Source organism: Halorarum halophilum, from assembly GCF_013401515.1.
Classification (GTDB): Archaea; Halobacteriota; Halobacteria; order Halobacteriales; family Haloferacaceae; genus Halorarum; species Halorarum halophilum.
In genome coordinates, this window is record NZ_CP058530.1 from 178,183 (window position 1) to 198,802 (window position 20,620).

Here is a 20,620-nt window from a genome sequence, read left to right on the forward strand (position 1 = left end):
CGGCGTCCTCGTGGCGTCCGCCGGGTGCTCCGGGCTCGGAGCCGGTGGCGAAACGCCGACGTCGACGTCGGAGATGACCGACTCGCCGACGGCGGACGAGACGACCCCGGCGGCGACCGACTCGCCGACGGGAACGGCGACGGGGGACGGCCACGGCCACTCGCACGGCAACGAGACCGAGGGTGAGAACGGGTCGTCGACGAACGGGACCGACGGCGCGAACGGGAAGCTGACAGTCGTCGTCGCGGGCAACGAGGTCCCGCTCCAGGAGCAGTCCCAGTCCGAGGGGAGTTCGTTCTACATCGACGAGGACGACCCGCACACCTGGCACGGCTCCACCTCCGGCCAGACACTCGCCGAGGCGCTCTCCACGCTCGGGATCGACGCCGGGCCCCAGGAGCTCAGCTACGACGGCGAGACCTACACCGAGTCCACCGAGGGCACGGGGATCTACGTCCGCGTCAACGGCGAGGAGGTCGACCCGACGCAGTACGAGCTCTCCGACGGGGACGAGATCTGGGTGACGGTCGAGACGGCCGACATGGACGTCGAGACGCCCGGAGAGTACATCAAGGCCGACCAGCAGCACATCCACGGCCCCATCACGTTCGAGGTCGAGGGAGAGGAACTCGACTTCAGCGAGGACCGGTACCAGACCAACCACCAGCTGTTCCACTTCGAGGGCGGGCACGCCGAGCCCTGGCACGCCCACTCGTGGAGCATGACCCTGGAGTGGGCGATGAACTCGCTCGACGGGATCAACGTGACCGAGAACTCCGTCACGTACGACGGGACGACGTACGACGGGAGCGACTCGGACACGACCGTAACCATCGAGGTGAACGGCGAGTCGGTCGACCCCTCCGAGTACTACCTGAAGGACGGTGACAACGTGAACATCGTCGTGGAGACGGAGTAAACCGGTCACACACCTCCGCCGGCGACTACCGTCGTCTTCACGGCGAACGGAGCGCCCGACCGCGGCCGGCCGACGACGGATAGCCGTGAGCAGGTAACCGACGGCCGACCGGAGACGACCAGCTACCAACCGGAAGCGATTGATTTCGGGGCCTCGAAAGTCGCTCGTGACGGAATAGCTACCGGTTGAGTTCTAGCTACCGACGCTTCTCGTTCGAGTTCCGGCCCACACGTGTTGGTCCACGCTTTATTTCATCGCCCACGCGCGCGTGAGGATGTGAGCCGTCCGGGTACTGGCTCGGCCGTCCGAGTACCGGCTCAGCCGTCCGGGTACTCGTTGTCCCGCGTGTTGAGGTTGGCCGACCCCTTGTCCCAGATGCCGTTGTAGAGCTTGTTGCTGATCACGTCCACGTCGCTGCTCTCGTCCAGCAGTTTGAGCGCCTCGTAGCCGTCGAACGAACGCGACGTCACGCACCGGATGTAGGTCTCGTCGCCCTCGTTGACGATGGGGATGTGGCTCGTCCCGTAGTAGCCCGAGTAGACGTAGCAGTCGTCGCCGCCGATGTAGAGGCCGCGCCGGTAGTCGGAGCCGGGCTGTTTCACGACGAGTTTGCGGAACGAGCAGTCGTCGCGCATGCACCGGATGGCGTGACGCCCGGACGACCCGTCGGCGTCGCCGGTCACCGTCACGTTCCAGCAGTCAACGACGCCGCCGCCCTCCTCGATGCGGAGGGCGTGACCGCCCTCGTTGATCTCGATTTCGGTGTCGTAGATGTCGGTCGGTCCGGAGCCCCCGCGGACGACGATCGCGTGGTTCACCCCGTTGCTGACGGACACCGTGCTGTCCTGGATACGGGCCTTGTCGACGTCATCCATCACGGTGATGGCCTGCCCGTTGGGCTTCTCGATCCTGACCTCCGTTTTGTACACCCAGAGGTGCTCGCCGTCGTCCAGCCGGATCCCCCGCTGGTTCCCGTCCTCCGGTCGGCTGTCGTCGACGACGATCGTCGCCTCCCGGATGTAGCTGTAGTTACCGCCGAGCCTGATGCTCGCCGAGTTGCTGTTCTTATAGAGGCCGCCCTGCACGACGACACGTCCCTTGCTGCCGGAGACGTAGAGGCCGTTGTCCGGGAACGGGCCGACCTCGCAGTCGCGGAACCAGAGCTTCCCCTCGTGGCTATCCGGGACGAGGATGCCCGTCGGTCCGGTCTCGATCGAACCGATGGTGTTCTCGGAGTGCGCCCCGCCGTCGGGTGCGCGGAACCCCTCGACGTACGAGATGCCGTTCGGGTCGAGGACGCTGAACACCGCCGGGCCGTACGAGCCGATGTCGTGCTGGCCGACGATGTCGATGTCGCGGACCACCATATCCTGCTCCACGTACGCCTCGATCGCGCGGAACCCGCTCTGGTCGCGGGTGAAATCGAACGTCAGCCCCTCGAACCGGAGTTCGTTGCCCGGATCGTAGGTGACGCCCAGCCGGAAGAGGCGCGTCGGCCCCTCGAAGGAGCCCTCGGTGGCGCTCCGGCCGTCCATCTCCTCGACGGTGCCGGGGACGATCGTCGCGTCGTCGCCGACGATACCGAAGTGCTCGTAGCCCGTGAACCGGAACTGCTCGGTCATCAGGTACTCCCCCTCCGGAAGCTCGATCAGCGTGTCGTCGTCCGCGTGCTCCTCGAGGAGCGGGACGATGTTCTCGTCGCCGTTCGGGTCGGCACCCTCCTCGACGAGGTCGACAACCTCGTCGTACCCGCTGGACGCGGTCGCGGTTCCGACAGCAGAGAGAGAAGCCGCTCCACCGATGACGCCTCCCAGATATGCCCGTCGACTCAACCCCTGTCCCTCGTTCAAACCGTGTCGCTCCGACATTGCGTCCGGTACACAGGATTTGCTTGCAATAAGACTTTATAGTGGAATAAATGTATTCGGTACTGAATTGGTAAACGTTCAGTTACTACGACACTTCAGGTAAAACAGGGAAGCGAGCCCGCGACGGGCGGTGTAGCGGCCCTCAGACGATCTCGAGGTTGCTCGTCGTGAGGTCGATCGTACCCTTGTCGGAGATCCCGTTGTAGATGGTCGAGTCGGTGACCGAGACGCCCGAGTAGTCGGAGTAGAGCTTCAGACCGGTGTAGCCGTCGTACGAGCGGAGCGTCATGTCGTCGATGCGGGTGCCGTCGGCGGCGCTCACGATGGGGTGGTGGGTCGACTCGATGACGCCGCCGTCGATGTTGCAGTCGTCGCCGAGGACGTCGATGCCGCGGCGGTAGTGGCTCCCGTCCATCTTAATGGTGCTGTCGAGGATGTCGACGCCCTTGCGGGTGATCCGGATGGCCTCACGGCCGTTTCGGCCCGAACCGCTCCCGGTGATGTGCGTCCGGAGGAGCTTGACCGGCTCGTCGGACGAGTCGTTGTCGCCCCGGATGGTGATGGCGTTCCCGGTCCCGTCGAACTCGATGTCCGAGTCGAAGATCTCCACCTTCCCGGCCTCCTCGCTGACGCTGACGGCGCAGTTCACCTCGCCCTCGCCGACGGTGATGTTGCAGTCCTGGATGCGGGCGCGGTCGACGTCGTTCTGGACGACGACGGCGTGGCCGCACGGGTCCGAGAGGACGATGTCCGTGTTGTACAGCCAGAGGCCCTCGCCGCAGTCCAGGCGGACGCCCGGCTGGTTGTACTCGCCGCTGGTGTCGTCGACGACGACCGTCGCGTTCTGGATGTAACTGTAGCTGGCCTTCAGTCGGATGTTCGACGCGCAGCTGTTCTTGTAGATGCCGCCATCCACGACGACGCGGCCGTCGAGGCTCGACGCGTAGAGGCCGTTGTCCGGGAAGCCGCCGAGTTCGCAGTCGCGGAACCAGAGCTTCCCCTTGTGGCTCTGGGGAACGAGGATGCCCGTCGGGCCCTTCCAGATCGTGCCGATGGTGTTCTCGGAGTGCTCCCCGCCGTCGGGCGCGCGGAACCCCTCGATCGACGAGATGCCGTCGGGGTCGGTGACGCTGAACAGCGCCGGGCCGAAGGAGCCGATGTCGTGCTGGCCGACGATGTCGATGTCGCGGACGAGCATGTCCTTCTCGACGTACGCCTCGATGACGCGGAACCCGCTGTACTTGGCCGTGAAGTCGAAGTCGAAGCCCTCGAAGAGCAGCTTGTCGCCCGGCGAGTAGCTGACGCCCAGCCGGAAGAGCCGCGTCGGCCCCTCGAAGGTGCCCGCCACGGAGGTCCGGCCGTCCATCTCCTCGACGGTGCCGGGGACGATCGTCGCGTCGTTCCCGACGATGCCGAGGTTGTAGTAGCCCGTGTGCCGGAACTGCGTGGTCATCAGGTACTCGCCCGGCGGGAACATGAGGAGCGTGTCGTCGTCCGCGTACTCGTGGAGGAGCGGGCAGATGCACTCGTTCCCACTCGTGTCGGCGCCCGCCTCGCTCATGTCGACGACCGTGTCGAACCGGCTGAAGTACTCCTCGTACCGGTCGGCCGTCGACGTCGCGCTCGCCTGGCCCGCCATTCCCGCGAGCGTGGCGCCCACGCCGAGCGTGGAGAGACCGCGCATGTAGGTCCGTCGTCCGAAACCGCTCGTCTCTTCCGCGTCGCCCGTGTTGTTGGTCGAAGTCGAACTTCGCCCGCTGGTCTGTTTCACGACATATCGTACCGGACCGATCTGGAATTACCTTAGCATGGAACTATGCGGTCTTTAAGTGGAAGGCAACTTGGGCTATCAATTTTGAGAAATTGAGGTGCAATGGTCTTACAGCTGTCACGAGTGGGTGAACGACCCGAGGTTCGAGCGCGGTTGATTGGAGCTATTCGCCCGAATTCTGGCACTTCAGTGGCTTCAGAAGCACGTTTGGATTATTCGCACACATGCCGCTCGTCGCGCCCGAAACGGCGAGTTCTTATCTTCGGGCAGACCATTTCACCCCGAAGCAACGCTGTGGGACGATGCGCAATCGTCGATGGAGGCGAAAATACTACACTGACCGTGCGTGAAAATATCACATCCATGAGTATCGATTCCACGCTGCTACACTCCATCTGATAGATCGGTTCCCTCCGAAGCAGTCGCTCCGCGGTCGACTGACAGGGAAAATCCGGATCCGTCGCGTTAACTGCCTTCTCGACGGTCGAGCGACCCGAACCGCTCCTCGATGAGCTGGGCCGTCGCGCGTCGGAGCCGGTCCGACACGGCGGACGTCGAGATGCCGAGTTCCTCCGCGAGTTCGGTCTGGCTGAACTCCCGCGGAACGTCGAAGTAGCCGGACTCGTACGCCGTCTTGAGGGTCTCGCGCTGCGATTCGCTCAGGTCGTCGGCGACGGTGCCCGGGTACTCGGTCTCGGAGAGGCTGTTGACGGTGAAGGAGATGTCGTTCGCCTCGCAGAACGCCCGGAGCGTGACCAGCGACTCCCGGTCCGGGAACTGGAAGTCCGCGTGCCACTCGCCGTTCCGCCCCTCGACTGCGACCGTTCGAGAGCCGAGTTCGAGGCTCGTCGGCGCGATCAGGACGGCCGACTCCGCGAGGGCGACCCGGTAGGTCAGCCGGTCGGGGAACGACTGGACGGCCTGGAACCCCTCGACGGTCGAATCCCCCGCGAAGGCCGCCTCGACCTCGTCGACCGAGGCGTCGACGATCGAGAGGACGAGGGATCGCTCGCCGTCCCGAGCGACCGTGTGGTGGTTCGGCTGTACCGACGCCCCGGAGATGGCGGCGAGCGACTCCGACAGCGCGAGCGGTCCCCCCGAGAGTCGGACGCTGGCGACGATGACGGCGGGGGGCGCGTCTGTCGTCGTGTCGTCGCCGTCGTCCCCCTCCCGCGAGACGTCGGCGTGACGTCCGAACTCGTGCCCCCTCGCCCCCTCCTCGTCGAAGGGGGCTACGCCCGTCGTGTCCATGGGGGTTGGTTCCGGGAGCGGCGGTATGAGAGTTGCACCAATACAGATAGTGTTCCGCCTCCCGCTATACTACTCACGTTGTGCCCCCTTCCGCTCGCCGAGCAGCATCGTCAGCAGCTTTCGCTCCGCGACCCGGAGGTGGTTGTTGAACGTCGGCTGGGTGATGCCGAGGAGGTCCGCGATCTCCTCCCCCGTGTTCCCCCGCGGCCACTCGAAGTACTCGTTCAGGTACGCCGTCCGGAGCACCTCGAGCTGGCGGTCGGTGAGCCGCTCCTCGAGTTCGGCGCTGAACGTCTGTCGGGTGCGAAGCGGGCGGTCCTGCGACCGGCGCGCCACCAGTTCCGCGCCCGGGTACTCCGTCCGGAGGCGCTCGAGGAACCCCCGGACGTCCGCCGGCTGGGGGAGTTCGAGCCCGAGGGTGGTCTCGCTCCCCGTCGCCGTCAGGGTCCGGATGGCGGCCCCGGCGCCCGTGATGTGGGAGACGAGCGTCGGCTCCGACACGGTGACGATGAACAGCCCTCCGTCGTCGACGTCCGCGACGCGCGACACGCTGTCGACGGCGGCCGACCCTCCGAGGAACGTCAGCACGGACTCGGCGGGCGCGTCGACCACCGAGAGGTAGATCGTCGACGACGCGTCCGCGTGTGGAACGACCCCCTCGAACGTCACCCGCCCGTCGACGTGCCGGGCGGTCCGGCTCAGGACGTCGTTCGAGCCGGGGATGCGCACGTCGAGTTCGACGACGCTGTCCGAGAGCAGCGCCCGCCTGCGTTCCAGCGCGTCGAGCCCGTACGCCGTGACGTCGGCGACCCCCTCGAACACCCGCGTCGACAGGTCGTCGAACGCGCCGGGATCGCTCGAACACACCGTCAGCACCCCGTACAGCGCGTCGTCGTGGACCAGCGGGACGCTGAGGACGGACCGGTACCCGCGGTCGAGCAGTTCCCGGCGCCATCCGTGGGGTTCCACGCCCGACGCGTCCTGGACCACCACCGGCTCCCCCGACGTGGCCGCCCGGACCGCCGGTTCGGTACCGTCGTCGTCGAGCGCGAGGGGGACCGCCTCGACGTACCCGCCGTCCCGGCCGGCCCACTCGCGCGGTTCCAGCCGCTCCCCCGCCCCGTCGACGCTTCCGATCCAGGCGAACCCCACCCGCTCGGTCCCGACGAGGCTCTCGCACACCGCCCGCTGGAGTTCCTCGCGCGTGCCCGAGCGCGTCAGCGCGCGCTCGACCCCGAGGAGCGTCTCGACGGCCCAGTCGATCCGGTCGACCCGGTCGAGCCGCCCCTCGAGTTCGCGGACGTCCGCCTCGAGGGTGACCCGGTCGAGCGCGGCCTCGGCCGTCCCCGCGAGCAGCTCCGTCAGCTGACGCGTCCGCTCGTCGACCGCGCCCTCTCCCGTCGACGCGACGCCGAGCACGCCGTGCCCGTCGAGTGGGACGAACAGCCAGCTCCGGCGCGTCCCCCGCCGATCCGCGTCCGGGCACTCGCCGTTCGGATCGGCCCACGCCACGGGCTCCGCCTCGGCGAACGCCTCCCAGACGGGCGACCCGTCGTCCGGACCGACCGCGGAGACCGCGTTCGACCGCCCGGCGAACGAGCCGGGCGCCGTGGCGGGGCGGAGGACGGTCTCCTCCCCGCCGAAGCGGTAGACCACCGCCTCGTCGAACTCGAGCGCGTCGGTCGCCGCCCGCTCGACCTGTTCGCACACCTCGACGTCCGTCCCGGTCCGGAGCAGCCGCCCCGCCGCGTCCCGGAGGGCCGCCAGCGTGCGCTCGTCGTGCGTGCGCTCCGAGACGTCCCGGACGACGCCGATCGACCCCGCGAACGCGTCGGCGTCGGGGGACACCGCCGCGAACCGGGCCTCGACCGGGAGCCGGGTGCCGTCCGCGCACGCGAGCTCCAGGTCCGTCCGGACGACGCGCCGGTCCCCCGCGAGCAGCTCCTGACGGAGCGTGCCGACGGCGGCGAGCGATCCCTCGTCGACGACCTGGGAGACGTGCATCCCGACGAGTTCCTCGCGGGAGTAGCCCGTCATCGCGACGTACTCGTCGTTGACCATCGCGAACCGCATGTCGGCGTCCAGGGCGCAGAGGCCGTCCTCCATGGTGTCCACGACGAGCTCGTACAGCCTCCGCTGTCCCGCCTGGACCGTCCGGTCCGTGATGTCCGTGAAGAAGACGGCCAGCCCGGACTCCGACGGGTACGCGGACACCTCGAACCAGGACTCGGCCGGCGGGTAGTACGTCTCGAATGTGGCCGGGCCGCCCGTGTCCAGCGCCGTCCGGTACTCGTCGTGGAACCACGACTCGAGCGCGTCGGGGAACGCCTCGAACAGCGATTCGCCGAGGACGTCGCGCTGTTCCCGCCCGAGTAGTTCGACGGCGCGATCGTTCACGTCCGTGAAGCACCACTCCGCGTCGAGCTCGAAGTACCCGACCGGGGCCCGTTCGAGCGTCCGCCGGTGGGCCGACGCGAGTCGCTCGCGGTCGAGGGCCGCCGAGAGCGTCGCGGCGACGCCCCGGACGACGTCGACGTCGTCCCCGGAGAGCGGTCCCTCGCCGGCCGTGTACGCCTCCAGTACGCCCCACGGTTCGTCCCCCCTGCTGACGGGGACGGACAGGCCGTTGTCGACCGCGTGCTCCGGCTGGACGGTCGGTTCGCCGAGCCACTCGCCGTGCTCCGCGTCGGTCGCGACGATCGGCCCCCCCGACGCGAGCGCGCGACCGCCGAGGGTGCCCGGGTTCGCGGCCACCGGCCCCGTCCCGTCGAGCCCCTCCGACCAGCCGACGGCGCTCCGGACGGTGAACGCGTCGTCGTTGGCCAGTTCCAGCACCGCGACGTAGTCGGCGTCGAGCGCGTCGGCGACGACGCGGATCGCCTCCTCGCACAGGTCCCCCACGTCGGTCGCCTCCAGGGCGTACTCGCCGAACGACGCGAGCGCCTCGGTCCCCGTTCGCGTCCCCGTCCCCGCCGACGTGCCGCCGTCCCCGCAGGCGATCGCGTTCCGCATCCGGCGGGAGAGGAGCGAGTCGTCCACCGTCCCGAGCGCGACCACGTCGGTCGCCCCGGCCGAGAGCGCGGCTTCCACAACCGTCTCCTCCTCGGCTGGGACGACGAGCACGAACGGGAGGTCGGGGAACCGCTCGCGAACCGCCCGGAGGAACTCGATCCCGTCCCCCTCGGGCAGCGACTGGGACGCGACGACGCAGTCGATGTCCCCCTCCGCGGCGAGCCGGCCCAGGGCGTCGGTCGGGTCCGACTCCGCCACGAGGGTCGCGCCGACGAGCGCGCGCTCGACGGCCGAGGGCGCCGGCTCGTCGCCGTCGGCCCCGCCCACGACGAGGACGCGACTGCGGATCCGGCGGGTGTCGTCGTGACGCTCGACGGTCCCGGGGGAGGTCATGTCCTCCCCGAGTCGTGCGCGTGGGAACTCATTGTCAGATGGGGAGGAACTATCGACGTTTACTTATACAGCGAATAAGCGCGTTTCGCGCCGCTCTGCGGCGCGTCGACCGTACCGCTCGCGGCTTACCTGAGTCATAATAAAACCCGCACGGGGCCGAAGAACGACGTAGCGGCACCCGCCGCACACGACAACACATGACCCGAAGGAAACGCCTCGCGCTGGCCGGTATCGCACTCGTACTCCTGTTCCTCGTCGCTCGGCGTCGGTCGGGGACCGAACCCGCCGACGACGGCGAGGAGGAGGAAGGAGAGACCGAAGTGGACGTGACGGTTTAGCGTATGTACGAGGGGAAGACGGTCGGCGTCGTCATTCCGGCGTACAACGAGGAGTCGTTCATCGGGGAGGTCATCGACACCCTCCCGGAGTTCGTCGACCGCGCGTACGTCATCGACGACGCGTCGACCGACGGCACGTTGGCGGAGATCGAGGAGCACGCGGCCGAGGCGAACGAGTCGGTCCCCGAGGACCCGCCGATGACCGACGGCGGGGTGGAGCTCGACCCGCGGGTCGTCCCCATCCAGCACGAGGAGAACCGGGGCGTCGGCGGCGCGATCAAGACGGGGTACCTCCACGCGCTCGACGACGGCGTCGACGTGACGGCCGTCATGGGCGGCGACGGCCAGACCGAGCCCGACATCGTCGAACGCATCATCACGCCGGTCGTCGAGGGGAAGGCCGACTACGCGAAGGGCAACCGCCTCCTCGACCGCGACCGCGACGACATGCCCGCGTTCCGCCAGGTGGGCAACTTCATGCTCACCTTCATCACGAAGATCGCCAGCGGCTACTGGAAGCTGATGGACCCGCAGAACGGGTCGACCGCCATCTCCCACGAGGCGCTGGAGCGGGTCGGCATCGAGGACATGTACGAGGGGTACGGCTACTGCAACGACCTCCTCATCCGGCTGAACACCCGGAACATGACCGTCGCCGACGTCTCGCGGCGCGCGGTGTACAAGGACGAGGAGAGCCACATCGACTACCGGACGTACATCCCGAAGGTGTCGACGATGCTCCTGCGGGGGTTCCTCCGGCGGCTCCGGACGAAGTACCTCGTGAACGACTTCCACCCGCTCCCGCTGTTCTACTACCTCGGGGCGCTCGGGGCGGGCAGCGGCCTCCTCGCGCTCGTCGCGAACGCGGTACGGCGCGGGCGGAACGACGGGATCGCGGGGGGCGTCGCCCTCTTCATGGTCGGCTGCGTCATGCTGCTGCTGGCGATGGTGTTCGACCTGGAGGAGAACCGGGACCTCGAAGTGCTGCTGTACGACCGGTAACACCGCCCCACGATTCTGTCCGGCCGCACATTCCCCCGGCCGTCTCGACGAGTCCAGTTCGACGTGAGCCGCTGCGCTCCCGGCACGACGGTTGTGGCGCGACGTATCCACTGAGAACGCGGGTCGACGAGGTGGGAGCGGTCAATGGTCGACGACTCGCCGCCGACCCCGGACGGCGCTACTGCTGCTGCGAGACGGTGCTACTGCTGTTGCTGTGAGACGGCCGCCGGTTCGAACTCCTCGCCGAAGTCGCAGAACTCGTCGATGTTGTACTTCTTCTCGACGAACTGCTCCTCCATGAACCGGCGCGTTCGGCCGAGCGTCTCGTCCTCGAGCGCCGACAGCCGCTCGACGAAGCTCGCGTCCTCCTCGCCCCAGAGACCCGGGTGGGTCAGCACCTGCATCCGGTCGGGCGTGCCGTCGGCGAGGGGCGGTTCGTTCCGCCAGCGCTGGTTCGAGTCGCCCCGGTAGGCGATCTCCGTGAAGAAGCGCTCCTCGTAGGTGCTGTCGAAGCTCCGGAACGAGCGCCGGAACACCCACTCGGGCGGCCGGTGGAACGAGACGGCGCTCACCGGGTCCTCCGCGATCTCCACCAGGACGCGCTGCTCCGAGCGCACCCGCTCCACGAGTTCCGGCGACGAGGGCTCCCCGTTCCAGTACTGGTGGGTGCTGAAGTGGAGGCCCACGTCGTGGCCGAGCGACTCGATCCGCGCGATGATCTCTCGGTTCGGCTTGTGCTGGACGTTGTAGAACGGCGAGGTGAGCAGGAAGAAGTACGTCGACTCGATGCCGCGCTCGGCCTCCATCCGGGCGGTCCGGAGCGACTTCCGGGGCGAGAGGTCCACGTCGTGGCGGAGGATGACGTCGCCGGACTCGATCTCGTCGCTGTAGCCGCGGAACCGGTAGCCGTGGGACAGCAGGCGGTCGAGGAAGTCGCCGTACCAGTCGAACGTGAACGTCATCCGGTCGTCCGCGACGGAGACCAGCCCGTCGTCGACGGTCGTGCCCGCGCCGTCCGTTTCGACGGCGTCGGCGTCCCCGCCGGTCGTTCCCGCGTCGGGGTCGCTCATTGCGAGTCCCCCAGCGGTCGGGCCGGCGAGCCCGCGACCGTCGTCCCCGCGGGCACGTCCTCGAGTACCGCGGCGTTCATGCCGAGTTCGGCGTCGGCGCCGACGGTGACGTCTGTGGCGACCGACACCTGCGGGTGGACGGTCGTGCGTGCGCCGATCGAGGAGCCCCCGGCGAAGCCGGAGCCGAAGGCGACGGTGACGTCCTCGCCGATCTCGACCTGGTGGGCGAGGTGGACGTTGCCGCTCAGTTTCGCGCCGCGGCGGACCACCGTCTCGTCGAACACCGCCCGGTCGATCGAGCAGTTCGCGCCCACGGCGACGTCGTCCTCGAGGACGACCTCGCCGTCGTGGATCTGTCGGCCGAGGCTGTCGTCGTCCATCCGCGCGAACCCGAACCCGGTCTCACCGAGGACGGTCCCCGGGCCGACCGAACAGTCGTCGCCGATGGTGACGCAGTCGGCGACGTAGGCGTTCGCGCCGATCCGGCAGCGCTCGCCGACCGTCGCGCCCGGTTCGACGACCGCCGACGGGTGGACCGTCGTCTCGGCCACCTCGTCGACGAAGAACTCGTTCACGGCTCTGACGAAGGCCGGCTTCGGCCGGTCGGCGTGGACGAGCGTCCGACCCTCGATCGCCGGGATCGACCGTCCGCAGACGACGACGCCCGCGTCGGACGCCCGGACCTCGTCTGGGTCGTCGTACGTGCAGAACGCGAGGTCGTCCGGTCCCGCGCCGTCGAGCGCGTCGACGCCCGTGACCGTCGTCCGCGGCCCGGTCAACTCGGCGTCGAGGAACGACGCGAGTTCGCCGGCGTCGAGCCCGGTCGTCCGGCCGTCCCCCGGCTGGTCCCCGTCTGCCGACCGTGCGGCGTGTGAGTGACCCGTCATGGTATCCCCATCGTCAGAGGAACCGTGCCGTCGGGCCATTCTTATTCGGCTGTTAAGCCGCGGTCGCCGGTTCAGACGTCGGGCGAGCGGGACCGGAGCACGCCGAGCAGCGACCGAATGCCGGGCGCCCCGTCGAGCACCCACAGCCCCACGACCGCGAGCAGCATCCCGAGGTAGAGCAGGAGGAAGGGCAGGTACTCCGGCTGGGTGACCTCGTGGAGGTAGCGGCCGACGTACAGGGTGAACCGACCCGCGAAGCCGACGTCGCTCTCGTACCCCTCGAAGGTGACGAACGGCCAGAGGACGCGTTCGAACCCGAGCCCCTGTCCCTTGAGCGCCGGGCTGAGAACGTCGGCCGCGAGGTGGGAGACGTACCCGGCGGCGAACGCGACGCCGACGTCGGGCCGGTCATGGCGAAGGGCGACCGCCGCCACGACGGCCGCGGCCGGCACGGCGAACAGGACGGAGTGGCCGATGGCGTAGCCCTGCGGGAACAGTCCGAGCCCCCACGAGAGCGGCTTGTCGACGAGGTCGGGGAACTGCGTCGCCAGCGCGAGGACCAGCGCCTCGGCGCCGCGCGGCGAGCGCCGCCAGGCGACGTGGGTCCACGCCGAGTAGAGCAGGTAGCCGAACGCGAGGTGCTCCCACGGCCACATGGGTTAGTTGCCCCCGAGACCGATCCCGCCGTCGTCGGTCTCGGTCCCGGTGCCCGTACCCGTCTCGGTGCCGGTTCCAGTGCCGGTGTCAGTTCCGGTGCCGGTTCCGGTTTCGGTCTGAGTGCCCGTCGGAGTAGTCATCCCGGAATCGGTACTCGTTCCGGTGCTCGTCCCCGTGGAGGTGCTCGTACCTGCCGGGGTACTCGTACCTGTCGGGGTGCCCGTTCCGGTACCGCCATCCTCAGCACCGCCGTCGTCGCTGCTACCGCCACCGTCGCCATCAGCGTTAGCGCCGTCATCGCTGCCACCGGTGTCGCCCCCGCTCCCGCCACCGCCGACCGAGATCATCAGCTGCACATCCCGGTAGGCGTTCTCCCGCGTGGGGTCCTCCGGCGGTTCACCCTGGTACAGGAGGTACTGCACCCGGAGGCGCCCGCCGCTGAACGTCGGCTGGAGGTCGTGCTCGACCCGCGCGGTCTCTCCCGCGCCGACCGTGGGCGTGAACCTGGTGAGTTCGGTCTCCTCGGCGACGGTCGTCCCGTTCGGCGTCTGGTCTATCCGCTGGAGCTCCGCCACGATGGTGTAGGACTGCTCGGCCCCCTCACGGTTCGTCACGGTCACGAACAGCGGCTGGCTCTCCCCGGAGGAGAACTGGGTCGGGTAGTTCTCCGCGACAAACTCGCCGTCGTCCGTCTCGGTGGTGAGGTACAGTTCGGTGAACCCCTGTTCCTCCGTCGGGTAGACGTACGCGACGCCGACGCTGCTCACGAGCGCGAGGACGCTCGCCACCAGGAGGACGTTCATGAGCAGCCCCCGCCACGTCGTCGCCTCGAACGTCGACGACTGCGAGAGGCTCCGGTCGTGCTTCCTGAACGGGCGCACCGCCATCCCGAGCAGGTGCGTCAGCGGCGGGACGCCCATCCGCCGCTCCTCGGGGAGCCGAGCGCGGCGGAAGAACGCCAGCAGCGTCAACACCACGGTGAGCGGTGCGAGCACCAGGAGCGTCGGAACCACGGCGATGGTGCCGGCGGCGAAGTTCAGCGCGAGCACGATGGCGGGGACGATGGCGATGCTCGCGGCGACCGAGAGGCCGAGGCGCGCGGACGGCGACAGCCCGTCGTCGACGACGCCGGGGGGCGCGACCGACCGCTTCTCCGGGGACCACTCGTCGCTCTGCTTCGCGCGCTCGGGGTAGATCGCGGCGACCAGCGCGTAGCCCGGAAGGAGGATCAGTATCGGGGCCACGGCGGCCGTCCTGAGCGGCGAGCTGTCGACGTCGAGGAGGACGACCCCGGTGGCGATCACCGTGAGGAGCAGAACGACGAGGAGGTCGGTCGTCCACCTGTTTGTCCGCGCGTTCATCGAGTGCGCCTTGCCCGGCGGCGGGTAAAAAACCCCACGTCCCTTGTCGCCCGAAACTGCCAAAATCAAGCATTAGAGCGCTTCTAAGCCCATGTCAGCTGTTCGCAGGGAATCGGGCGGGACCGTCCGGAGGCCGCTTATCTGGCCTATAATAAACCCGCTGAGTGCTCGATGACCGGGTAGCACGTGTTGCCGTGCGGGTCAGCGAGGACCCACGCGCCCACGGGAGTACCCATGACTTACCAACCACATCCGACGCCTTCGGAGCACCAACTCGACCGGGCCACCGACGCACCGACGGGACCGACCGCGGTCCCGGCGGTGGAAGCATGAGCGGCGAGGTCCCCCTCGCGGGGGAGGTCCCCATCGCCGACCCCGAGCTCGGGGACGCCGAGATCGACCGCGTCGTCGACGTGCTCGAATCCGGGCAGCTCGCGGACGGCCCCGAGGTGCGCGCGTTCGAGGACGAGTTCGCCGACCGCTGCGACAGCGAGCACGCCGTCGCCACGTCGAACGGGACGACCGCGCTCCACGCGGCGCTCGAGGCGGTCGACATCGGCGAGGGCGACCGCGTCCTCACGACGCCGTTCTCGTTCGTCGCGACGGCGAACGCGGTCAGGCTCGCGGGCGCGGAACCGGTGTTCGCGGACGTCGACCCCGGGACGTACAACCTCGACCCGAACAGCGTCGAGGAGCGCCTGCGCGAGGAGGCGGTGGACGCCATCCTGGCGGTCCACCTCTACGGGCTGCCCGCGCCGATGGCCGAACTCGCCGACATCGCTGAGGCACACGACGTCCCGCTGATCGAGGACGCGGCGCAGGCGCACGGCGCCGAGTTCGAGGGGACGCCGGTCGGCTCCATCGGCACCGTCGGCACGTTCTCGTTCTACCCGACGAAGAACATGACCACGGGCGAGGGCGGGATGATCACGACCGACGACGAAGAGGTCGCCGACGCGGCCGCCAGCTTCGTCAACCACGGGCGGGAGACCGCCGGCTACGAGCACGTCGAGCTCGGCCACAACTTCCGCATGACGAGCATGGCCGCCGCCATCGGCCGCGAGCAGCTGGCGCGGCTGGACGAGTTCATCGAGCGCCGGCGCGAGAACGCCGAGATCCTCACGGACGCGCTCGCGGACAGTCCCTGCGTCACGCCGACGGAACCGGAGTACGCCAGGCACGTCTACCACCAGTACACCGTCCGCTGCGGGAACCGGGACGAGCTGAAGGACGCGCTGGCCGAGCGGAACGTCGGAAGCGCCGTCTACTACCCGACGTGCATCACCGAGCAGCCGGCCTACGGGGGCGAGTTCGGCTCGGCCCCGGTGGCCGAACAGCTCGCCGACGAGGTGCTCTCGCTGCCGGTCCACCCGAACGTCTCGCCGGAGGCGGCCGCGTACATCGGCGACCTGATCGCCGACGAACTGGAGGTGGCCCATGTCTGAGACGCCGCTCCGGGCCGGGGTCATCGGCGTGGGGAGCATGGGGCAGAACCACGCGCGCGTGTACGACGAGATCCGCCCGACGACGCTCGCGGGCGTCTTCGACGTGGACGACGAGCAGGCCGCGTCGATCGCACGGGAGCACGAGACGACGGCGATGGGGCTCGAGGAGCTCCTGGAGACGGTCGACGTCGCCACGGTCGCGGTGCCGACGGAGTACCACTACGACATGGCCCGCCAGTGCATCGAGCACGGCGTCGACGTGCTCGTCGAGAAGCCGTTCGTCGCCGAGCCGGCGGAGGGCGAGGAGCTCATCGAGCTCGCGGAGCGGGCCGGCGTCACCGTACAGGTCGGCCACATCGAGCGGTTCAACCCGGCTGTCATCACGCTCCGCGAGTTCGTCGACGACCTCGACGTCATCTCGGTCAGCGCGGAGCGGCTCGGCCCGCCCCTCGAGCGCGAGATCGACGACTCCGTGGTGATGGACCTGATGATCCACGACATCGACATCGTCCTCGACCTGATCGACGGCGAGCTCACCACGGTCAACGCCGTCGGGACGGATGAGGGGCGCTACGCCTCCGCGAACCTGTCGTTCGACTCGGGCGTCGTCGGCCATCTCACCGCCAGCCGCGTGACCCAGGAGAAGGTCCGCGGGCTCACCATCTCGGCCCGCGACTGTCGGGTGAAGGTCGACTACATCGACCAGACGGTCGAGGTCCACCGGGCCTCCACGCCGGAGTACCTCCGCGAGGGGGGGAACGTCCACTACCGCCACGAGAACCTCGTCGAGCGGGTGACCGTCGACCGCCGCGAACCGCTCAAGGAGGAGCTCCGGGCGTTCGCCGACGCCGCGGCGAACGGGACCGAGCCTGTGGTGACCGCCGAGGACGGCCTCCAGGTGCTCGAGACCACCACGGCCATCGAGCAGGACGCGACCCGGTCGCGCCTCGAACGCGCGGGCGTGCCGGTGAACGCCGGCTCCGACTGACGCCGGCCGCTCCCGGCGCGATCTCGGGGACTCCCGTCGGTTCCGACCCGCGGTCGATCCGATTACTGACGACGAACGGTACCTTTTCACGAGTCGAAAGACCGGGAATCCGCCGACGTGAGGCTTATCACTGCTCTAATCGGGCGCTTACCTGGCCGATAATGAAGGGGGTGGGTCGCGGAGGGACGAGCAAGCCCCGCAGCCCCCGCAGGGGGGAGCCGCGGGGACCCCACTTCACAATGAGCGCATCGAAGAACACACCCCACGCGCGAGACTCGCCGACCGGGCACGGTTCGACGGTCCGGACGAACGGACGCGGTCCGACGGCGGAGCAGTCATGACCGGCTTCGTCACCGGAGCCGACAGTCAGATCGACGACGACGCCACCGTCGGCTACCCGGACGAGGCGGACGGGGAGAACACCGTGATCGGTGCGAACGCGACCATCCGCGCCGGCACAATCATCTACGACGGCGTGGACATCGGCGACGACTTCACGACGGGCCACAACGCGGTCGTCCGCGAGGAGACCCGGATGGGCGACGACGTGCTCGTCGGCTCGGACACGATCGTCGACGGCCGGTGTACCATCGGCTCGCAGGTGAGCATGCAGACCGGCGTCTACGTCCCGCCGAAGACGAGGATCCACGACGGCGTCTTCCTCGGGCCGAACGCCGTGCTGACGAACGACCCCTACCCGCTGCGACAGGACGTCGAACTCGACGGGCCGACGATCCGCGAGGGGGCCTCGATCGGCGCGAACGCGACCGTGCTCCCCGGCGTCACCGTCGGCGAGAACGCGTTCGTCGCCGCCGGCGCCGTCGTCACGGAGGACGTGCCCGCCGACACCCTCGCCGTCGGCGTTCCGGCCGAACACAAGCCGCTTCCGGACGAACTGGAAGGGGGGAACCTCGACCGATGACCGCCGAAGGGACGTTCCAGTTCTACGGGTCGAGCGACTCGCCGGAGTCCGTGAACGCGGCGCTCACCGGCGGGGAGGTCCCCGTCGCCGTCTACGGGCTCGGGAAGATGGGCCTCCCGCTGGCCACGGTGTACGCCGAGGTCACCGGGAACGTGACCGGGGTCGACGTCGACCCGGACGTGGTCGAGCGCGTGAACCGCGGCGAGAGCCACGTCGCCGGCGAACCGGGACTCGACGACGCCGTCGGCGACCTGGTGGACGCGGGCTCGTTGTCCGCCACCGCCGACGGCGAGGCGGCCGCCGAGGACGCGCGGCTCCACGTCATCATCGTGCCGACCCTCATCGACGAGGGGAACGAGCCGGACCTCTCGGTCGTGACGGAGGTAGCCGAGACGATCTCCGCCGGCCTGGAGCCCGGCGACATGGTGATCGCCGAGTCGACGCTCCCGCCCCGGAGCTGCCGGGACGTGCTCCTCCCGCTGCTGGAGGAGGAGAGCGGCGTATCGCGCGAGGAGTTCGGGCTGGCGTTCTGCCCGGAACGGACCTCCAGCGGGCGCGCGCTCGAGGACATCCGCGGCGCCTACCCGAAGATCGTCGGCGGCATCGACGACGAGAGCGGCCGGCTGGCCGAGCTGATCTACGGCAACGTCAACTCCAACGACGTCATCCGGGTCGCCGACGCGACGACCGCGGAGGCTGTGAAGGTGTTCGAGGGGGTGTACCGCGACGTGAACATCGGGCTCGCGAACGAGCTCGGACGTCACGCGGGCGAACTCGACATCGACGTGACGGAGGCCATCGAGGCGGCCAACACCCAGCCGTTCTGCGAGATCCACCGGCCCGGCGCCGGCGTCGGCGGGCACTGCATCCCGTACTACCCGCACTTCCTCATCCAGCAGTTCGACGCCGACTCGCGGCTGATGGAGACCGCGCGCGGCGTGAACGAGGAGATGCCGGCGTACACGGCCGACGCCGCGCTCGACGGCCTGCTCGGCGAGGGAGTCGACCCCGCCGACGCGTCGGTGCTCGTGCTCGGGCTGACCTACCGGCCCGGCGTGGACGAGCTCCGTGCGACGCCCGCACTCCCGATCGTCGAGGAGCTCTCCTCGGCCGGGACGGACGTGGACGCCGTCGACCCCGTGACCGACGACGACGAGCCGTTCGAGCGCGCCGGCGCGACGATCCGCGACCTCGACGAGGTCGAGGACGCGACGTACGACGCCGTCGTGCTGGTCACCGACCAGCCCGCGTTCGAGTCGCTCGACGTCCCCGCGCTCGGTCCGGAGGACCGCGACCTGGTCGTCGTCGACGGCCGCCAGGCGCTGACGGAACTGCGCGGCGCCGACGGGGTCGCCTACCGGGGGGTGGGCGTCAATGTCTGAGAGCCTCACGTCCGAGACCACCCGCGCGGCGGTCGAATCGGCGACCGTCTGCGTCGTGGGGCTCGGCTACGTCGGCGTCCCCCTCAGCCTCGGCTTCGACGAGGAGGGGCTGGACGTCGTCGGCTTCGACATCGACCGCGACAAGGTGGAGAAGCTCGCGTCGGGCGACGACGTCACCGGCGACCACGGCGACGAGGTCGTCGCCGCGAGCGAGATCGAGTTCACGGCCAACCCGGCCCACATCTCGCAGGCCGACTACGTCATCCTCACCGTGCCGACGCCGGTGGACGACACCAAGAACCCGAACCTCGACTTTATCGAGGCCGCGAGCCGGACGGTCGGCGAGTACATGTCCGAGGGCGCGACGGTCGTGCTCGAGTCGACCGTCTACCCGGGCGTGACCCGCGAGGTGCTCGGGCCGGTCATCGAGGAGGCCTCCGGGCTCGAGATGGGCTCGGGGTTCAACCTCGGCTACTCCCCCGAGCGGCTCTCGCCGGGCGTGGAGGGTCGGGGGCTGCGCGACGTCGTGAAGATCGTCAGCGGCGACACCGACGAGACGCTCGCGGAGCTGGCGGCGCTGTACGGGCTCGTCGTCGACGCCGGCGTCTACCGTGCCCCCTCGATCGAGACGGCCGAGGCCGCGAAGGTGATCGAGAACGTCCAGCGCGACGTCAACATCGCGCTGGTCAACGAGCTCGCGATCGTCTGTGATCACCTCGGCCTCGAGACCGAGGAGGTGCTCGACGCGGCCGGGTCGAAGTGGAACTTCCACGACTACCGCCCCGGGCTGGTCGGCGGACACTGCATCCCCGTCGACCCGCTGTACCTCGCGCACGGCTCCCAGCGAGCCGGCTACTCGCCGGACCTCATCCTGACGGGCCGCGAGGTCAACGAGTACATGCCCAAGCACGCCGCCGAACTGGCGCTGCGCGCGCTCAACGACAGCGGACGGGTGATGAAGGACAGCAGGCTGCTGATCCTCGGGCTCGCCTACAAGGCGAACGTCGGCGACATCCGGACCTCCGAGGTCAGCGGCGTCATCCGGGAACTGGAGACCTACGGCGTCGAGGTCGCCGGCTACGACCCGCACGCCGACGACGAGGCGATGGCCGAGTCGTTCGGGATCGATATCCAGGGGGAGCGACGCTTCGAGGGGTTCGACGGCGTCCTCGTCGCGACGGCACACGACGAGTTCGGCGACCTCGACCTCGGGGCCGTCGCCGACGAGCTGAACGACGACCCGGTGCTCGTGGACGTCGCCGGGCAGTTCGACGGGGAGAGCGCCGCCGAACACGGGTTCCGCTACGAGTGTCTGTGAGACGTATGTACGGGGAAACCGCGGCCACCGAACCGG

Annotated in this window: 16 protein-coding genes; 8 read left to right on the top strand and 8 right to left on the bottom strand. The window is 69.1% G+C overall.

Annotation, left to right across the window (positions count from 1 at the left end; genetic code table 11):
• The first annotated feature begins 73 nt into the window (after nt 1-73).
• Nucleotides 74-919: a hypothetical protein gene (locus HUG10_RS19195; RefSeq protein ID WP_179171307.1), complete on the top strand. Its 846-nt coding sequence runs from the start codon at nt 74-76 to the stop codon at nt 917-919.
• A 317-nt stretch (nt 920-1,236) separates the two neighbouring features.
• Here the strand turns inward: HUG10_RS19195 and HUG10_RS19200 are convergent, their stop codons facing one another.
• The 4 genes from HUG10_RS19200 to HUG10_RS19215 form a co-directional block, all read right to left on the bottom strand.
• Nucleotides 1,237-2,787, bottom strand: a complete 1,551-nt coding sequence (locus HUG10_RS19200; protein WP_179171308.1) for a hypothetical protein — start codon at nt 2,785-2,787, stop codon at nt 1,237-1,239.
• 142 nt (nt 2,788-2,929) lie between these two features.
• Nucleotides 2,930-4,471: a right-handed parallel beta-helix repeat-containing protein gene (locus HUG10_RS19205; RefSeq protein WP_179171309.1), complete on the bottom strand. Its 1,542-nt coding sequence runs from the start codon at nt 4,469-4,471 to the stop codon at nt 2,930-2,932.
• A 552-nt stretch (nt 4,472-5,023) separates the two neighbouring features.
• Nucleotides 5,024-5,809: a helix-turn-helix domain-containing protein gene (locus HUG10_RS19210; RefSeq protein WP_179171310.1), complete on the bottom strand. Its 786-nt coding sequence runs from the start codon at nt 5,807-5,809 to the stop codon at nt 5,024-5,026.
• 69 nt (nt 5,810-5,878) lie between these two features.
• On the bottom strand, nt 5,879-9,214 hold the full coding sequence (locus HUG10_RS19215; RefSeq protein WP_179171311.1) for a GAF domain-containing protein: 3,336 nt from the start codon (nt 9,212-9,214) through the stop codon (nt 5,879-5,881).
• 197 nt (nt 9,215-9,411) lie between these two features.
• Here HUG10_RS19215 and HUG10_RS19220 point away from each other — a divergent pair, with 197 nt between their 5' ends.
• Both HUG10_RS19220 and HUG10_RS19225 read left to right on the top strand, forming a co-directional pair.
• A complete protein-coding gene (locus tag HUG10_RS19220) occupies nt 9,412-9,552 on the top strand; it encodes a hypothetical protein (protein ID WP_179171312.1) in 141 nt (46 codons plus the stop codon).
• 3 nt (nt 9,553-9,555) lie between these two features.
• The gene (locus HUG10_RS19225) at nt 9,556-10,554 is read left to right on the top strand and encodes a glycosyltransferase family 2 protein (protein WP_179171313.1); all 999 of its coding nucleotides are present in this window, start codon (nt 9,556-9,558) and stop codon (nt 10,552-10,554) included.
• Between the two features lie 200 nt (nt 10,555-10,754).
• Here HUG10_RS19225 and HUG10_RS19230 read toward each other — a convergent pair whose 3' ends face one another.
• The 4 genes from HUG10_RS19230 to HUG10_RS19245 all read right to left on the bottom strand — a co-directional run bounded on the left by HUG10_RS19230 (nt 10,755) and on the right by HUG10_RS19245 (nt 14,529).
• Nucleotides 10,755-11,624: a polysaccharide deacetylase family protein gene (locus tag HUG10_RS19230; protein ID WP_246310332.1), complete on the bottom strand. Its 870-nt coding sequence runs from the start codon at nt 11,622-11,624 to the stop codon at nt 10,755-10,757.
• The gene (locus HUG10_RS19235; RefSeq protein ID WP_179171314.1) at nt 11,621-12,511 is read right to left on the bottom strand and encodes a DapH/DapD/GlmU-related protein; all 891 of its coding nucleotides are present in this window, start codon (nt 12,509-12,511) and stop codon (nt 11,621-11,623) included. Before HUG10_RS19235 ends, HUG10_RS19230 begins: the two co-directional genes overlap by 4 nt.
• 71 nt (nt 12,512-12,582) lie before the next feature.
• Nucleotides 12,583-13,167, bottom strand: coding sequence for a metal-dependent hydrolase (locus tag HUG10_RS19240; protein WP_179171315.1), 585 nt, complete (start codon nt 13,165-13,167; stop codon nt 12,583-12,585).
• Between the two features lie 3 nt (nt 13,168-13,170).
• Nucleotides 13,171-14,529 carry a DUF1616 domain-containing protein gene (locus tag HUG10_RS19245; protein ID WP_179171316.1) on the bottom strand — a complete coding sequence of 453 codons (1,359 nt, stop codon included), beginning with the start codon at nt 14,527-14,529 and terminating at the stop codon, nt 13,171-13,173.
• A gap of 329 nt (nt 14,530-14,858) precedes the next feature.
• Here HUG10_RS19245 and HUG10_RS19250 point away from each other — a divergent pair, with 329 nt between their 5' ends.
• The 5 genes from HUG10_RS19250 to HUG10_RS19270 all read left to right on the top strand — a co-directional run bounded on the left by HUG10_RS19250 (nt 14,859) and on the right by HUG10_RS19270 (nt 20,584).
• Nucleotides 14,859-15,974: a DegT/DnrJ/EryC1/StrS family aminotransferase gene (locus HUG10_RS19250; RefSeq protein WP_179171317.1), complete on the top strand. Its 1,116-nt coding sequence runs from the start codon at nt 14,859-14,861 to the stop codon at nt 15,972-15,974.
• Entirely contained in the window at nt 15,967-16,962 is a 996-nt protein-coding gene (locus HUG10_RS19255) for a Gfo/Idh/MocA family protein (protein WP_179171318.1), read from the top strand. Before HUG10_RS19250 ends, HUG10_RS19255 begins: the two co-directional genes overlap by 8 nt.
• 337 nt (nt 16,963-17,299) lie before the next feature.
• Nucleotides 17,300-17,884, top strand: a complete 585-nt coding sequence (locus tag HUG10_RS19260) for an acyltransferase (RefSeq protein ID WP_179171319.1) — start codon at nt 17,300-17,302, stop codon at nt 17,882-17,884.
• Complete coding sequence (locus tag HUG10_RS19265) at nt 17,881-19,266, top strand: nucleotide sugar dehydrogenase (RefSeq protein WP_179171320.1); 1,386 nt, start codon at nt 17,881-17,883, stop codon at nt 19,264-19,266. Before HUG10_RS19260 ends, HUG10_RS19265 begins: the two co-directional genes overlap by 4 nt.
• On the top strand, nt 19,259-20,584 hold the full coding sequence (locus tag HUG10_RS19270; RefSeq protein ID WP_179171321.1) for a nucleotide sugar dehydrogenase: 1,326 nt from the start codon (nt 19,259-19,261) through the stop codon (nt 20,582-20,584). The genes HUG10_RS19265 and HUG10_RS19270 overlap by 8 nt, the downstream gene beginning before the upstream one ends.
• Nucleotides 20,585-20,620 lie beyond the last annotated feature (36 nt).

Coding starts and splice junctions, on each gene's coding strand:
- HUG10_RS19195 (WP_179171307.1), top strand. CDS start 74: ATGACCGACTCGCCGACGGCGGACGAGACGACCCCGGCGGCGACCGAC.
- HUG10_RS19200 (WP_179171308.1), bottom strand. CDS start 2,787: ATGTCGGAGCGACACGGTTTGAACGAGGGACAGGGGTTGAGTCGACGG.
- HUG10_RS19205 (WP_179171309.1), bottom strand. CDS start 4,471: ATGCGCGGTCTCTCCACGCTCGGCGTGGGCGCCACGCTCGCGGGAATG.
- HUG10_RS19210 (WP_179171310.1), bottom strand. CDS start 5,809: ATGGACACGACGGGCGTAGCCCCCTTCGACGAGGAGGGGGCGAGGGGG.
- HUG10_RS19215 (WP_179171311.1), bottom strand. CDS start 9,214: ATGACCTCCCCCGGGACCGTCGAGCGTCACGACGACACCCGCCGGATC.
- HUG10_RS19220 (WP_179171312.1), top strand. CDS start 9,412: ATGACCCGAAGGAAACGCCTCGCGCTGGCCGGTATCGCACTCGTACTC.
- HUG10_RS19225 (WP_179171313.1), top strand. CDS start 9,556: ATGTACGAGGGGAAGACGGTCGGCGTCGTCATTCCGGCGTACAACGAG.
- HUG10_RS19230 (WP_246310332.1), bottom strand. CDS start 11,624: ATGAGCGACCCCGACGCGGGAACGACCGGCGGGGACGCCGACGCCGTC.
- HUG10_RS19235 (WP_179171314.1), bottom strand. CDS start 12,511: ATGACGGGTCACTCACACGCCGCACGGTCGGCAGACGGGGACCAGCCG.
- HUG10_RS19240 (WP_179171315.1), bottom strand. CDS start 13,167: ATGTGGCCGTGGGAGCACCTCGCGTTCGGCTACCTGCTCTACTCGGCG.
- HUG10_RS19245 (WP_179171316.1), bottom strand. CDS start 14,529: ATGAACGCGCGGACAAACAGGTGGACGACCGACCTCCTCGTCGTTCTG.
- HUG10_RS19250 (WP_179171317.1), top strand. CDS start 14,859: ATGAGCGGCGAGGTCCCCCTCGCGGGGGAGGTCCCCATCGCCGACCCC.
- HUG10_RS19255 (WP_179171318.1), top strand. CDS start 15,967: ATGTCTGAGACGCCGCTCCGGGCCGGGGTCATCGGCGTGGGGAGCATG.
- HUG10_RS19260 (WP_179171319.1), top strand. CDS start 17,300: ATGACCGGCTTCGTCACCGGAGCCGACAGTCAGATCGACGACGACGCC.
- HUG10_RS19265 (WP_179171320.1), top strand. CDS start 17,881: ATGACCGCCGAAGGGACGTTCCAGTTCTACGGGTCGAGCGACTCGCCG.
- HUG10_RS19270 (WP_179171321.1), top strand. CDS start 19,259: ATGTCTGAGAGCCTCACGTCCGAGACCACCCGCGCGGCGGTCGAATCG.